This window comes from Microbulbifer pacificus, assembly GCF_033723955.1.
Lineage (GTDB): Bacteria > Pseudomonadota > Gammaproteobacteria > Pseudomonadales > Cellvibrionaceae > Microbulbifer > Microbulbifer pacificus.
This window is the reverse complement of sequence record NZ_CP137555.1, coordinates 1942436-1957496: the sequence shown is the minus strand read 5'-3', so window position 1 is coordinate 1957496 and position 15061 is coordinate 1942436. Positions and strand designations below refer to the sequence as shown.

General features: G+C 61.0%; 9 protein-coding genes. 5 read left to right on the top strand and 4 right to left on the bottom strand.

The annotated features are described in order from the left end of the window. Nucleotides 1-67 precede the first annotated feature (67 nt). From aroB to R5R33_RS08425, 3 genes are all read left to right on the top strand, one after another. Nucleotides 68-1153, top strand: a complete 1086-nt coding sequence (gene aroB, locus R5R33_RS08435; RefSeq protein WP_318955578.1) for a 3-dehydroquinate synthase — start codon at nucleotides 68-70, stop codon at nucleotides 1151-1153. A 414-nt stretch (nucleotides 1154-1567) separates the two neighbouring features. Then, nucleotides 1568-6019, top strand: a complete 4452-nt coding sequence (gene gltB / locus R5R33_RS08430; protein WP_318955577.1) for a glutamate synthase large subunit — start codon at nucleotides 1568-1570, stop codon at nucleotides 6017-6019. A gap of 15 nt (nucleotides 6020-6034) precedes the next feature. Beyond that, nucleotides 6035-7453, top strand: coding sequence for an FAD-dependent oxidoreductase (locus R5R33_RS08425; protein WP_318955576.1), 1419 nt, complete (start codon nucleotides 6035-6037; stop codon nucleotides 7451-7453). 80 nt (nucleotides 7454-7533) lie between these two features. Here R5R33_RS08425 and R5R33_RS08420 read toward each other — a convergent pair whose 3' ends face one another. Further along, a complete protein-coding gene (locus tag R5R33_RS08420) occupies nucleotides 7534-8895 on the bottom strand; it encodes a Na+/H+ antiporter NhaC family protein (protein ID WP_318955575.1) in 1362 nt (453 codons plus the stop codon). Nucleotides 8896-9154: 259 nt separating this feature from the next. Between R5R33_RS08420 and hemE the strand changes: the two genes are divergently transcribed. Both hemE and R5R33_RS08410 read left to right on the top strand, forming a co-directional pair. Then, the gene (gene hemE / locus R5R33_RS08415) at nucleotides 9155-10246 is read left to right on the top strand and encodes a uroporphyrinogen decarboxylase (RefSeq protein WP_318955574.1); all 1092 of its coding nucleotides are present in this window, start codon (nucleotides 9155-9157) and stop codon (nucleotides 10244-10246) included. Nucleotides 10247-10463: 217 nt separating this feature from the next. Further along, on the top strand, nucleotides 10464-11846 hold the full coding sequence (locus tag R5R33_RS08410; protein ID WP_318955573.1) for an HD-GYP domain-containing protein: 1383 nt from the start codon (nucleotides 10464-10466) through the stop codon (nucleotides 11844-11846). A 116-nt stretch (nucleotides 11847-11962) separates the two neighbouring features. On the opposite strand, the gene asd is transcribed toward R5R33_RS08410, so the two are convergent. The 3 genes from asd to rsgA all read right to left on the bottom strand — a co-directional run bounded on the left by asd (nucleotide 11963) and on the right by rsgA (nucleotide 14902). Next, nucleotides 11963-12814 (bottom strand): archaetidylserine decarboxylase, encoded by an 852-nt coding sequence (gene asd / locus R5R33_RS08405; protein ID WP_318955572.1) that lies wholly within the window; start codon nucleotides 12812-12814, stop codon nucleotides 11963-11965. Nucleotides 12815-13028: 214 nt separating this feature from the next. Then, nucleotides 13029-13835: a sulfurtransferase gene (locus R5R33_RS08400; RefSeq protein WP_318955571.1), complete on the bottom strand. Its 807-nt coding sequence runs from the start codon at nucleotides 13833-13835 to the stop codon at nucleotides 13029-13031. A gap of 38 nt (nucleotides 13836-13873) precedes the next feature. Continuing rightward, nucleotides 13874-14902 carry a small ribosomal subunit biogenesis GTPase RsgA gene (gene rsgA / locus R5R33_RS08395; RefSeq protein ID WP_318955570.1) on the bottom strand — a complete coding sequence of 343 codons (1029 nt, stop codon included), beginning with the start codon at nucleotides 14900-14902 and terminating at the stop codon, nucleotides 13874-13876. Nucleotides 14903-15061: the final 159 nt, after the last annotated feature.

Here is a 15061-nt window from a genome sequence, read left to right as displayed (position 1 = left end):
TTAGGGTGTTGGCTCGCCGGAATAAATCACCTTTTCATTTTTCACTTCTGGGCTTAAGGGAGTAGCCATGCACAGTCTCACGGTCGATCTCGGTGATCGCAGTTATCCCATTCTGATCGGCCCCGGTTTACTGGGAAATTCCACACATTTCACCAACGCGATTCGCGGCCGCCAGGTATTGGTGGTCACGAACGAGACCATTGCGCCGCTTTACCTGGAAAAGCTGCTCGCCAGCCTGCAGGACTTTGACAAGGTGGACAGTGTGCAGCTGCCCGACGGCGAGGCGTTCAAGACCCTGGATACCCTGAACCGGATTTTCGACACACTGCTGGAAAAGCGCCACGATCGCAGCACCACCATCGTCGCCCTTGGCGGCGGCGTGGTGGGGGATATGAGTGGATTCGCCGCGGCCTGCTACCAGCGCGGGGTGGATTTCGTGCAGGTCCCCACCACCCTGTTGTCCCAGGTGGATTCCTCTGTGGGTGGGAAAACCGGGGTCAACCATGCGCTGGGCAAGAACATGATCGGCGCCTTCTATCAGCCGCGACTGGTGCTGATCGATATCGACACACTGACGACCCTGCCGGATCGCGAGTTGTCTGCAGGCATCGCCGAGGTCATCAAATACGGCATGATCTGCGATGCACCCTTTTTCGCGTGGCTGGAGGCGAATATGGACGCACTGCTCGCCCGCGACCCCGCGGCACTGGCCTACGCGGTGGAGCGCAGTTGTGCGGACAAGGCCGCGGTGGTGGCGCAAGACGAGCGGGAATCCGGACGCCGTGCCATCCTCAATTTCGGCCATACCTTCGGCCATGCGATAGAAGCGGTACAGGGTTACGGTAAATGGCTGCATGGGGAGGCAGTGGCTGCAGGGATGGCAATGGCGGCGGAGCTGTCGCGCCTGCGCGGCTGGATTTCCCAGCAAGAGGTAGACCGCTTGCGCGCACTGCTAACCAGAGCCAACCTGCCGCAACAATCCCCCGTGGATATGGCGGTGGATGATTATTTACGCGCAATGTCGGTGGATAAAAAGGTACAGGATGGCAAATTGCGTCTGGTGTTGCTGCGCGCCATCGGTGATGCGCAGATTGTCGCTGATACCCCTAAAGAGCAACTGATAGAAGCGTTGCACAGCTGCGGTGCACGGTGATGAATCTGTAGTTTTTTTACCGTACTGAGGATTCTTTGACGCCAAACGAATTTTGAAGAAGATAAATCGGTTAAACGGCATGCTAACAGCAAAAAAATCTGGCGAATCTTGCAATCGCAGGGGGGCACTTGTAACATTGCGCGCCCCCCTGGTGAAAACCGGGGAAATGAGCCGATAACAACAAAGCCCAGGCTCGCAGGAAGCGAGTAACACCCAAGCCCCTAATGCGGGCTTTTTTTGTCACTGGAGTTTCGAAAACCCAGTGGAATCTGCGGCATCTTTGGCTCGAAAGTAGATAAATATACCCCCAAGGACAGTCCTCGAATTAACGAGCGCACTGTGAACGGATTGCCGCTCCGATAGGGCGCGATCATTCAGCACGAACGGGGTGGCAATAACACTTTGAGGAATTCTATGGGTAGCGGTCTGTATCGATTGGATGAGTTCAAAGATAACTGTGGCTTTGGTCTGATTGCCCATCTCAAAGGCAAGACCAGCCACAAGTTGTTACAGACGGCGATTGAGTCGCTGACCTGCATGACTCACCGCGGCGGTATTGCCGCCGATGGCAAAACCGGAGACGGCTGCGGCCTGCTGCTGCAGAAGCCGGATGCGTTTCTGCGCGCTGTGGCGAAGGAGGCCTTCGGTGGCGAGCTGAGCGACAGCTACGCCGTGGGTTCCATCATGCTGCCGCTGGACGAGGCCAAGGCTGCCGCGGCACGCGCCATTCTCGAGCGCGAAGTGGAGGCCCAGGGCCTGAAGGTCGCCGGCTGGCGCCCGGTACCTACCAATGCCGACTGTCTTGGCCCCATTGCGCGCCAGTCGCTGCCGCGCTTTGAACACCTGCTAATCAACGATGCCGAGCAACCGCTGGGTGACCAGAAATTTGCCGCCCGCCTGTTCGTGATCCGTCGCAAGTCGGAACAGCAGCTCGGTGACGATACCTACATCGCCAGCCTTTCTACCGGGGTGCTTTCCTACAAGGGCCTGATGATGCCAGCGGATCTGCCGGCGTTCTTCCCGGATCTGGCAGACCCGCGCCTGGAAACCGCGATCTGTGTGTTCCACCAGCGTTTCTCCACCAACACCATGCCGCGCTGGCCGCTGGCCCAGCCGTTCCGCATGCTGGCGCACAACGGTGAGATCAACACCGTCACCGGTAACCGCAACTGGTCTGTGGCGCGCACGCCCAAGTTCAATACCGAGCTGTTGCCGGAGCTGAACGAGCTGGCGCCGCTGGTGAACCGCACCGGTTCCGACTCTTCCAGTCTCGACAATATGCTCGAGCTGCTGATGGCGGGTGGTATCGACATGCACCGCGCCATCCGCATGCTGGTACCGCCGGCGTGGCAGAACGTGGACACCATGGACTCCGAGCTGCGCGCCTTCTACGAATACAACTCCATGCACATGGAGCCCTGGGATGGCCCTGCCGGTCTGGTGTTGACCGACGGCCGCTACGCCGTGTGTACCCTCGACCGCAATGGCTTGCGCCCATCCCGCTGGGTCATCACCAAGGACGACTTCATTACCGTGGCGTCCGAGGTCGGGACCTATAGATACGATCCTGCTGACGTGGTAGCCAAGGGGCGTCTGGGCCCGGGCCAGATCCTGTCTGTGGACACTCTGGAAGGCAAGCTGCGCCATACCGCCGAGGTGGACGGCGAGCTGAAAAAGGCGCATCCGTACAAGCAGTGGCTGAAGGGCAAGGCCCGCCGCATCCGCTCCACCCTGGTGACCGCACCAGTGGACAACAATTTCTCGTTCGAGCAGTTCAAGGTCTACCAGAAACTGTTCAGCTCCTCGCTGGAAGAGCGCGACCAGGTGATCCGCCCGCTGGCGGAGTCGGGCCAGGAAGCTGTGGGTTCCATGGGCGACGACACCCCGATGGCGGTGCTGTCCCAGGGCAACCGCTGCCTGTACGATTTCTTCCGCCAGCAGTTTGCGCAGGTGACCAACCCGCCGATCGACCCGCTGCGGGAAACCATCGTCATGTCCCTGGAGACCTGCCTGGGGCGTGAGAAGTCCGTGTTCGAGGAAACTCCCGAGCACGCGGACCGCGTGATCCTGTCGTCGCCGGTGCTTTCGCACATTAAATACAGTGCACTGCTGGACCTCGGCCGTGAGGAGTTCAAGGCGAAGGTGTTCGACCTGAACTATGACCCGACGCAGCTGGACCTGAAGGGCGCCATTGAAAAACTGTGCAAGGATGCCGCCGATTCGGTGCGCAACGAAGGCACCGTCATCGTGGTGCTGTCGGATCGCAATATTGAAGAAGGCAAGCTGCCCATCGATGCGCTGCTCGCCACCGGCGCGGTACACCACCACCTGGTGCACAACGGCCTGCGCTGTGACTCCAACGTGGTGGTGGACACCGCCACCGCGCGCGACTCGCACCAGCTGGCGTGCCTGATTGGCGTCGGCGCCACCGCGGTGCACCCGTATTTCTCCTACAGCATCATCAATCACCTGATCGAAACCGGTGAGCTGCTGCTGGACGCTGCCACCGCGCAGAAGAACTACCGCACAGGCATCAGCAAGGGGCTGCTGAAGATCCTGTCGAAGATGGGGATTTCCGCGGTGGCCTCCTACCGCGGCGCACTGCTGTTTGAACTGGTGGGGCTGTCACAGGACGTCATTGACCTGTGCTTCCCGGAAGCGCCAGCACGTGTGCTGGGGGCAGGCTTCGCCGAGCTGGAAGAAGACATGCGCGGGCGCGCCGAACTGGCGTGGAAACCGCGCAAGCAAGTCTCCGCCGGCGGTCTGCACAAGTTTGTGTACGGCCAGGAGTACCACGCGTTCAACCCGGATGTGGTGAAGGCGCTGCAGGAAGCGGTGCGCTCCGGCGATTACGGCGCCTGGCGCGATTACGCGACGCTGGTGAACCAGCGCCCTGTCGCCACCCTGCGCGACCTGCTGGGCGTGAAAAAAGACCTGCTGTCGATTCCGCTGGATGAAGTGGAGCCGGTGGAAAACATCCTGCGCCGCTTCGACAGCGCCGCCATGTCCCTCGGCGCGCTGTCACCGGAAGCGCATGAGTCCCTGGCCCAGGCCATGAATCGCCTGGGTGGCCGCTCCAATAGCGGTGAGGGTGGCGAGGACCCGGCGCGTTTCGGCACCGACAAGGTCTCCAAGATCAAGCAGATCGCCTCCGGTCGTTTCGGCGTTACCCCGCACTATCTGGTGAACGCGGAAGTGCTGCAGATCAAGGTAGCCCAGGGCGCCAAGCCCGGCGAGGGCGGCCAGCTGCCCGGCGGCAAGGTCAACGAACTGATCGCGCGCCTGCGCTACTCGGTGCCCGGCGTGACCCTGATTTCACCGCCGCCGCACCATGATATTTACTCCATTGAAGACCTGGCGCAGCTGATCTACGACCTGAAGCAGGTCAACCCGGATGCGCTGGTATCGGTGAAGCTGGTATCCCGCCCCGGCGTCGGCACCATCGCCGCCGGTGTAGCCAAGGCCTACGCGGACCTGATCACCATTTCCGGCTACGACGGCGGTACCGCCGCGAGCCCGATCACTTCCATCCGCTACGCCGGTTCCCCGTGGGAGCTGGGCCTGGCGGAGACTCACCAGACCCTGCGCGCCAACGACTTGCGCGGCAAGGTGCGGGTGCAGACCGACGGCGGTCTGAAGAGCGGTCTCGACGTGGTCAAGGCGGCCATTCTCGGCGCCGAAAGCTTCGGTTTCGGCACCGCGCCGATGGTGGCGCTGGGCTGTAAGTACCTGCGAATCTGTCACCTGAACAACTGCGCCACCGGCGTCGCCACCCAGAACAAGGACCTGCGCGACGAGCACTACATCGGCACGGTGGAAATGGCGATGAACTTCTTCAGGTTCGTGGCCGAGGAAACCCGCGAGTGGATGGCGCGCCTCGGGGTTCGCTCCATCGAGGAACTGGTGGGCCGGGTGGACCTGCTGGAGACCCTCGAGGGTGAGACTGCCAAGCAGAAGACCCTGGACCTGTCGCCGCTGCTGCACAGCGACGCGCTGCTCGACAGCAAGCCGCAGACCTGTCAGCAGCCGAAGAACGAGCCGTGGGACAAGGGCCTGCTGGCGGAGCGCATGGTGGCGGAAACCCTGCCGGCGATAGAAAACCTGTCCGGTGGCGAGTTCAGTTTCCAGCTGACCAACTGCGACCGCTCCATCGGTGCGCGCCTGTCCGGCGAGATCGCCAAGCGCCACGGCAACCAGGGCATGGTGGATGCACCGATCAAGCTGCGTCTCACCGGCGTTGCCGGCCAGTCCTTCGGGGTGTGGAACGCCGGCGGCCTGGAGATGTACCTGGAAGGCGACGCCAACGACTATGTGGGCAAGGGTATGGCGGGCGGAAAGCTGGTGATTCGTCCGCCCCAGGGCAGTAGCTTCAAGTCCGAGGAAACCAGCATCATCGGCAACACCTGCCTGTACGGCGCCACCGGCGGCAAGCTGTTTGCCTCCGGCTGTGCCGGCGAGCGCTTCGGCGTGCGCAACTCCGGTGCCTTTGCGGTGGTGGAAGGCGCAGGCGATCACTGTTGTGAGTATATGACTGGCGGCATGATCGCGGTGCTGGGCAAGACCGGGGTCAACTTCGGTGCCGGTATGACCGGTGGCTTCGCCTATGTACTGGATATGGATCGCGATTTCTTCGACAAGTGCAACCACGAGTTGATCGAGCTGCGCCGTATCAGCAGCGAGGCGCTGGAGGAATACCAGAGTCACCTGCGCGAAGTGATCGAGGAGTTCGTGGATGAAACCGGCAGCGAGTGGGGCCAGGAACTGCTGGATAACCTCGACGACTACCTCAACAAGTTCTGGCTGGTGAAGCCGAAGGCCGCCAGCCTCGCCGGACTGCTGTCCGATGTACGCAAGCGCGGCGAATAAGGGGGAGATTTACCTATGTCACAGCGTCTGAACAACGATTTCCAGTTTATCGACGTTGGCCGGGTCGACCCCGCCAAGAAAGACATCATCACCCGTACCAACCAGTTCGTGGAGATCTACCAGCCGTTCACCGAGCGGCAGGTAGCCAGCCAGGCGCACCGCTGCCTGGACTGCGGCAACCCCTACTGCGAGTGGAAGTGCCCGGTGCACAACTACATTCCGAACTGGTTGCGCCTGATCAGCGAGGGCAACATCATGGAAGCGGCGGAGTTGAGTCACCAGACCAACTCCCTGCCGGAAGTGTGCGGCCGCGTGTGCCCGCAGGATCGCCTGTGTGAGGGCGCCTGTACCCTGAACGACGGCTTCGGCGCGGTGACCATCGGCAACGCCGAGAAATACATCACCGATACCGCGTTCGCGCTGGGCTGGCGCCCGGACGTGAGTGCGGTGAAAAAGACCGACAAGCGTGTGGCGATTGTCGGCGCCGGCCCTGCGGGCCTCGCCTGCGCCGACGTGCTGGTGCGGAACGGCGTACAGCCGGTGGTATTCGACAAGCACCCGGAAATCGGCGGACTACTCACATTCGGTATCCCCGAGTTCAAGCTCGAGAAATCCGTGATGCAACAGCGCCGCGCCATCTTCACCGAGATGGGGGTGGAGTTCTGTCTGGAAACCGAGATTGGCAAAGACATCACTTTCGACCAGTTGATGGCTGACTACGACGCGGTGTTCCTGGGCATGGGGACCTACAACTACATGAAGGGCGGCTTCCCCGGTGAGGATCTGGCGGGCGTATACGACGCGTTGCCGTTCCTGATTTCCAACGTCAACCGCAACATGGGTTGGGAGAAGAGCGCGGAAGATTTCATCTCCGTGGACGGCAAGCGTGTAGTGGTACTGGGTGGTGGCGACACCGCCATGGACTGCAATCGCACCTCCATCCGCCAGGGCGCCAAGCGCGTGACCTGTGCCTACCGTCGCGACGAAGAAAACATGCCCGGCTCGCGCCGCGAGGTGGCGAATGCCAAGGAAGAGGGCGTGCGCTTCCTGTTCAACCGCCAGCCGGTGGAAATCGTCGGTGACGGCAAGGTGGAAGGTGTGAAAGTGGTGACCACCCAGCTGGGTGAGCCGGATGAGAAAGGCCGCCGTCGCCCGGAAGTGGTGCCCGGTTCCGAACAGGTCATCCCGGCGGATGTGGTGCTGGTGGCGTTCGGTTTCCGCCCGAGCCCGGCGGACTGGTTCGGTGAGCACAATATCCAGGTGGCCGAGTGGGGCGGTGTGGTTGCGCCGGAGCAGCAGAAGTTCAAGTTCCAGACCAGCAACGACAAGGTCTTTGCCGGCGGCGACATGGTGCGCGGTTCAGATCTGGTGGTTACTGCGATCTGGGAAGGCCGCCAGGCCGCCGAGGGTATCCTCGACTACCTGAAGGTCTGATGCTTATCCGACGTGCAGAACGTCAAAATAAAAAGGGGCGCCTCGGCGCCCCTTTTTTATTGGTGAATTCAGCTAACCGCTTATACCAGCAAAAAGCCGCACAGCACGAAGCCGATGCCGGCGATGATCGCCGCCATGATGGCGTAGGGCAGCTGGGTCAGCGCGTGGCTCATCACCGTACAGCCGCTGCCCTGGGCTGCAAGCACGGTGGCGTCGCCGTAGAAGCAGGCGTGGCTACCAAAGGCACTGGCGGAGAGCAGTGCGCCGAGAGCCAGCGGCAGCGGGCAGCCGACGGCCTGCGCCAGCGGGACGATGATGGGGATGGTAATGGTGAAAATCCCCCACGACGAGCCAGTGGCAAATGAAATCAGCGACATGGACAAAAAGGCCACCAGCGGCAACCACTGCGCGGTCATCAGCGGTTTCAGTGACTCGATCACATACTGCGGCATGCCCAGGCTGTCGTTCACGGCCTTGAACATAAAGGCCGCAACGATGATGGCGAGCGGTGGAATCATCAGTTTGAAGCCGTCCATCACCGTGTCCAGCATCTCGTGCCAGCCGATGACTCTCTGCAGGCCGAACAGGGGAATGGTGATCGCCAATGCGATGATCACACCCTTGAGGACGTCAATGTCGTAAACCCAGCTGAAAAACAGCAGGCTGAGGATCGGCACGATGAAGTTCCACGCGTGGTGCCGCGGACCCACCGCAGCGGGGCCGGCGGCACTCGCCGGCAGCTCGTCGGGGGAAATTTCCGGCGTACCGGCGGCGGCGAGAGCCTCGGCGCGTTTCATCGGGCCGATCAGTGGTATACGACCGGTGGCCACCAGTGGCACCAGCAGCAGCGCCAGCCAGGAATAGAGCATGAACGGGATGGCGCTGATGTACATGCTGATACCCTGGCCCTGTTCCGCGATATTTGCGGATTCCAGGATGCCGGAGAAGAACACCGCCCAGGTGGAGATAGGCACCAAAAAACACGCCGGCGCCGCGGTAGAGTCGGCGATATACGCCAGCATCTGGCGTGACACCTTGAATTTGTCGGTGACCTTTTTCATTGAGGCGCCGACGGCGAGGGCGTTCAGGTAGTCATCGATAAAGATCACCAGCCCGAGAAACCAGGTGCTGAGCAGCGCGCGGTTGCGGGTATTGGCTCTTTTGGCCAGCAAATCCGCGAAAGCGTTGGCGGCACCTGAGCGTATCAGCAGCGCGATCAGGCTGCCGAACAGTCCGCACACGAGGATGACCCAGCCGATGGTTTCATCGGCCATCACCGCCAGTGCGGTTTCGGTCAGCGGGGTCATGATGTCGCTCGGGTCGAGCATCACCAGCGCGATAATCACGCCGGTGATCAGGGCGGCCACCGGGCGCTTGGTGATCACGGCGGTGGCGACCACGGCAATGGTGGGAATCAGGCTGAGTGCGCCATAAGTTTCCATTCAATCGCTCATCGTTCTACAGGGAAAAGAATCCGGCAGCCGCAACCAGAGCCGCCCACTGAAAAAAGTGGAAGCGGCGCATCATTGCCTGAGCGATGGCACGGCGGTCGGGGTTCGGGTAACGCAGGTTGCGCCATGGTGAAAGCCGTGGGCGCGTTATTGTACGTGACGTTTGGGGAAACTGTATCCGCAAGAGTTTTGTTTTCCGCCTATGCTCCCGGCTACAATAGCCGCCTTTTTAGCCAGCCCCTGAATTGTCATGTCCGAGATCCAGCCCCCCTCCCAGTTTGCTCCGCTTCAAAACGACCGCTTCCTGCGCGCCCTGCTGCGTCAGCCCGTAGACCGCACGCCGATGTGGATGATGCGTCAGGCCGGCCGTTACCTGCCGGAATACCGCGCCACCCGTGCCAAGGCCGGTACCTTTATGGATCTGTGCCGCAATACCGAGCTGGCCTGTGAGGTGACCCTGCAGCCCCTGGAGCGCTACCCGCTGGACGCTGCGATCCTGTTTTCCGATATCCTGACCATCCCCGATGCGATGGGTCTGGGGCTCTATTTTGAGGAAGGCGAGGGCCCGAAATTCAAAAAGCCCGTGCGTACCAGCGCCGATATCGCGGCACTGGAAGTGGTCAACACCGCACAGGACCTGGACTATGTCACCAACGCGGTTACCACTATCCGCCGTGAACTGAATGGTCGGGTGCCGCTGATCGGCTTCTCCGGCAGTCCCTGGACCCTCGCCACATATATGGTGGAAGGTGGCTCCAGCCGCGACTTCGCCCGCACCAAGGAGATGCTCTACAACCGCCCAGAAGATCTGCATCAGTTGCTGAGCGTGCTGGCGGACTCGGTCATCGACTATCTCAACGCGCAGATCCGCGCCGGTGCCCAGGCGGTACAGATTTTCGATACCTGGGGTGGTGCACTCAGCCACGCGGCCTACCAGGAGTTTTCCCTGCAATATATGGCCCGTATTCTGCAGGGACTGATCAAGGAGCAGGACGGGCGCAAAGTTCCGGCGATCCTGTTCACCAAGGGGGGCGGCCAGTGGCTGGAGCTGATGGCGGAGACCGGCGCTGACGCACTTGGTCTCGACTGGACCACGGACATCAGCCGTGCACGCGCGCGCGTAGGCGATCGTGTGGCCCTGCAGGGCAATCTGGACCCGGCGATACTGCTGGCGAGCCCGGCGCGCATCCGCGCGGAAGTTGCGAGTCTGCTGGCAAGCTTTGGTCATGGCAGCGGGCATATTTTCAATCTGGGGCACGGTGTCACGCCCCAAGTGGATCCGGCCCATGCCGGTGCCATGTTCGAGGCGGTATTGGAACTCTCTCCCCAATATCACCAGTAATGGGAAAAGAATTTGGTGCGTAAGCGCTTGCTGACCATTGTTACGTGATGCGTGTCACAAATGGAATGTAAACCAACGGGTAGACTTGTGTGACAATCCCGCCCTGCTCTGGTTTGGCCGGTGCGGGGTCTTTGTGTACGGTAGCGCCGTTTTCTACCTGTACACGAGACTGTTAGACAGAACTACACAAAACAAATAAATACGCGGCAACTGACTAGTGGCAATCCAACAGGCGAAGGTATTCGTGGAAGACCTGCAGCGGGGCATGTTTGTGTCCCGCCTGGACCGTCCGTGGACCCGCACACCCTTTGCCCTGCAGGGTTTCTATATCCGCGATCTGGAAGAAATCCGCCAACTGCAAAAATACTGTCGCTACGTCTATGTGGACGTGGTCAAGAGTGTGGGCGACGTGGGCGTCAAGCTGCGCAAGATCACTCGCGCCGCCGACGAGCAGAGCAGCAGCCAGCAGACTCCTCCCGCCAAGGGCAGTTATCGCCGCATCCCCGTCGCTGTCGACTGCAAACCGGTTCAGATCCGTCACAACAGCTATGCGGTGCCAGAGCCAGCGCGCCGGGAGGCCCACAAGGCCAGGCAGCTGCACGACCGTATCATCCGCGGTATGCACGAAGTCATGGTGCAACTGCAAGCCGACCGCCCCCTGCCGACCGCTCAGATAAGCCAGAATGTCTGCCAGATGGTGGACAGCGTACTGCGCAGCCCGGATGCTTTTTCGTGGCTGGCGCGGGTGCGGGAGAAAGATGAGCACACTTACAGCCATTCGGTGCGCGCCAGCGTATGGGCAGTGGTTTTCGGGCGTCATATCGGCCTGCGACGACATGAACTGGTGCAGCTGGGAGTGGCGACCCTGCTGAAAGACGTGGGCAAGCTGTGCCTGCCGGACGAAGTGCTGAAAGCCGAAAGGCGCGACCCACGTGCGGAGCTCGAATACCGCAAGTTCGTGGGTTACAGCGTAAAACTGCTGTCCACCGATCCGAATATCGACCGCCAGGTAATCAACATCGTGCAGTGCCACAAGGAGCAGTACGATGGCAGTGGCTATCCCCGCGGATTGCGCGGCGGACAGATTCCGGTACTGGCGCGTATGTGCGGTATCGTCACTTTCTATGACGAAGCCACCAACCCCCGTGGTGCGGAATTCCCTGTGCCGCCGTCAAAGGCTGTGGCACAACTCTACGAATTGCGTGACGGAGCTTTCCAGGAGCAGCTGGTGGTGGAATTTATCCAGTCCATCGGTCTCTATCCCACCGGCACCCAGGTGGAGCTCTCCAGTGGTGAACTCGCGGTGGTGGTGGAGCAGAGTCATCAGCGTCGGCTGAAGCCGAAGGTCATGCTGGTGACGGACCGCGAGAAAAAGCTGTTGGAAAAGCCGCGTCTGTTCGATATGGCGGTGGACGACGACCGCAAAATGGCACTGGTAAACAAGGGCAGGAAATCCCTGCCAGAAGCGGGTCTCATCACCATCACCCAGGACCTGGACCCCAGCCAGTTCCCGCAAATCAATGTTGCCAAGGTGCGCGACCAGTACCTCTTCGAGCAGCGCCTGCCGGCATTTATCGCGCGATTCCTGCCCGGCCGCTGAGGCGGCAATTCCGCAACAATTGATATTTACGTAACCGGCAACCGCCGGAAATTCGTCACCCTTTGGGCGCGCCGGGAGCGCGGCCCGTGGGAGTTCTACTGGCTTGGTAGCTGCCCTTACGCCAGGTCGCCGAAATGCTCGCCCATTTTCACCGGGGCTTCCGCCGCCAGTTCTTCCAGCCAATTCACCTTATCCGCACCAAACAGCAGTACCACAGTGGAGCCGAGTTTGAAGCGTCCCATTTCCTCACCTTTTTTCAGTGCGATGGGCTTCTGCTCATCGTAGCGGGTGGTGCGGATCTGGCGTTTGAGAGGTGCGACCTGGCCGGCCCAAACGGTTTCGATGGCGGCGACGATCATGGCGCCGACGAGGATCATGGCCATGGGGCCGGCGGCGGTGTCAAAAATGCACACCAGGCGCTCGTTGCGCGCGAACAGGCGCGGGACATTTTCCGCGGTGGTGGTGTTTACCGAGAAGAGTTCGCCGGGGACGTAGATCATGCGCTGCAGTACGCCGTCCAGCGGCATGTGTACGCGGTGGTAGTCTTTCGGGGAGAGGTAGATGGTTGCGAATTTGCCGCCGGTAAATTGTGCAGCCACTTCGGGGTCGCCGCCGACAAGTTCCAGCAGGCTGTAGTCCTGGCCTTTGGCCTGGAAGATCCGTCCGTTGTGGATTTCACCCAGCTGGCTGATGGCGCCGTCGGCGCAACCGGCGATGGTGTCTTCACCTTCGACGATGGGGCGGGCGCCTTCTTTCAATGCGCGGGTGAAGAAGTCGTTGAAGCAGGTATAAGCGGTGCAGTCTTCTTCGAGTGCTTCGCTCATGTCGACTTCATATTTTTCCACGAACCACTTGGTGAACGGGTTTTTGATGCCGCCGATGCGGGTTTCAGCAAGCCAGCCAGCAGCGCGCGAGAGCAGGTGCTGGGGAGTGATGTATTGCAGAAAGATAAACAGTTTCGGGTGCATTGGGTTTTGGTAATCCCTTTGGTTTTGATTTGGTACCAGAGTCTTTCGGTGCTCTGTTTATGTTTTGGTCGCGGTCGGGCACCGGGTGCGGGCTTTCAGGACCGCTGTGAATACATCCCTGTACGCTGCGTCGGCAACATCCCTGTTGCCGACGCTCCTGAAAACCCGCACCCGGTACCCAACCTTCAATTCGATCTCTTTTGCTTCGTAAGCCCTATTGCTCTATTGGTGTGTTTGGCAGATTGCCCCATTCACTCCAGGAGCCAGGGTACGCCTTGATCGGGAATCCCAGGGATTTTCCTACCAGCCAGGTAAACGCGGAGCGGTGGTGGCTCTGGCAGTGGGTGGCGATTTCGGTTTTGCCGTCGATGCCCAGGGCCTCGAGAAATTCCCTGGCATCGGTGCGGATACGCAGGTCGCGCTGCGGGTCCATCAGCTGGGTCCACTCGCAGTTGATGGCGCCGGGGATATGGCCACCGCGCATGGCGACCAGGCGCTCGCCGGTATATTCGGTGGGGGAGCGGGCGTCCCAGACTTGCAGGTCGTTGTGACCCAGGCGCTGCTGGATTTGTTCTGCCTCGATCATCGGCGCATCGTCGGCGATGGCAATTTCGATGTCGCTCGCTGCAACGGTGGTGTCTTCGGTGGACAGTGGCAGGCCGGCATTTTTCCACGCAATCATGCCGCCATTCAGATAGCTGTATTTCTTGTGGCCGATGACTTCCAGGGTCCACAGTAGGCGTCCAGCCCAGCCGCCGCCTTCGTCGTCGCAGGCGACGATGTGGGTGTCGGGGGTGAGGCCGATGGCGCGCATGACTTCGGTGAGGCGTTCCAGTGACGGCAGTTTGCCGGGGGCGGGCGGGGTGCCGGCCAAGAGCGCCTGGAAGGGCAGGCCGATGGCGCCGGGTATGTGGCCGGCGAAATAATTGGCTGGCGAGCTCAGGTCGACGACCCGGATTTCTTCATGCTCCAGCAGTGGGGCCAGTTGTTCCGGTTCGAGAATCAGCGGTACTTCACTCACGACGTGTTCCTTATGGGTGTTGCCCTTTCAAAAGGCCCTTATTCGTTTTCCAGGCTGTTGCGCAGGTGCAGGTAGCTGTCCATGCGACGCTGGCTGATGTCGCCGCGCTCCAGTGCACCCTGTATCGCGCAGCCCGGTTCGCCCTGGTGGTTGCAGTCGCGGAAGCGGCAATGGCCGATAAATGGGCGGAATTCCACGAAGCCTTCGAGTAATTCCTGCTCGCTCATGTGCCAGATGCCAAATTCGCGGATGCCGGGGGAGTCTATCAGATCGCCGCCGCTCGGCAGATGAAACAGTTCCGCGGCGGTGGTGGTGTGAGTGCCTTTGCCGGTGGCTTCCGACAGCGCGCCGGTGCGGGCATCGGCGCTTGGTAACAGGCCGTTGACCAGTGATGATTTGCCCACGCCGGACTGACCGACAAACACGCTGGCGCCCTCTGCGAGGGTGGTCAGCAGGCCATCGAGACCTTCGCCGGTTTTGGTGGACAGCCTCAGAACCTCGTAGCCGAGGTCGGGATAGGGGGCCAGCAGTTGCTCCAGGCTGTCGCGATTGTCGTCGTCGATCAGGTCGATCTTGTTCAGCAGCAACAATGGGTGGATGCCGGTGGTCTCCGCCGCGACCAGATAGCGGTCGATGGCATTGGCGAAGGGTTCTGGATAGGGGGCAATGACGATCAGGATGCGATCGATATTGGCGGCGACGGTTTTCATATCGCCGTAGCGGTCCGGGCGTTGCAGCTCGGAGTGACGCGGCAGGCGCGCACCGACGACGCCGAGGCCGCCGGTGGATTCACCGATGGATGGGTTCCAGGCGACCTTGTCGCCGGTGACCAAGGTTTCGATATTTGCGCGCACATGGCAGCGCTGTCGCAGGCTCGCGTCCTCACTCTCCACCAGTACCTGGCTGCCGTAATTGGCGATGACCAGCCCGGTCTGCTCTGGCCCCAGGTCGCCTTCTTCGGCCGCCTGATCCAGGCTGTCCTCACGCTTACGCGCGCGGGCTTCCCGCTCTTCCTGGATCTTGGCGATGCGCCACTGCTGGCGGCGGTTGAGTTTGCGTTTGCTCATAGGTATTTCGTTGGCGGCCTTGGGGAGGGGCTCGGTTTGTGGAGGGCGGCGGATTATAGCTTGCATCACCGGGGGATTGCGGTACCTTGCTTCTCTTGTATATTCCGGCCCATCCTTCCTTCATCCCGTATTCATTTGCCGCTGGATCTGGCGGCCAGA

Bases quoted from the DNA above. Each gene is read 5' to 3' on its own strand.
- aroB (WP_318955578.1), top strand. From the start codon at position 68: ATGCACAGTCTCACGGTCGATCTCGGTGATCGCAGTTATCCCATTCTG.
- gltB (WP_318955577.1), top strand. From the start codon at position 1,568: ATGGGTAGCGGTCTGTATCGATTGGATGAGTTCAAAGATAACTGTGGC.
- R5R33_RS08425 (WP_318955576.1), top strand. From the start codon at position 6,035: ATGTCACAGCGTCTGAACAACGATTTCCAGTTTATCGACGTTGGCCGG.
- R5R33_RS08420 (WP_318955575.1), bottom strand. From the start codon at position 8,895: ATGGAAACTTATGGCGCACTCAGCCTGATTCCCACCATTGCCGTGGTC.
- hemE (WP_318955574.1), top strand. From the start codon at position 9,155: ATGTCCGAGATCCAGCCCCCCTCCCAGTTTGCTCCGCTTCAAAACGAC.
- asd (WP_318955572.1), bottom strand. From the start codon at position 12,814: ATGCACCCGAAACTGTTTATCTTTCTGCAATACATCACTCCCCAGCAC.
- rsgA (WP_318955570.1), bottom strand. From the start codon at position 14,902: ATGAGCAAACGCAAACTCAACCGCCGCCAGCAGTGGCGCATCGCCAAG.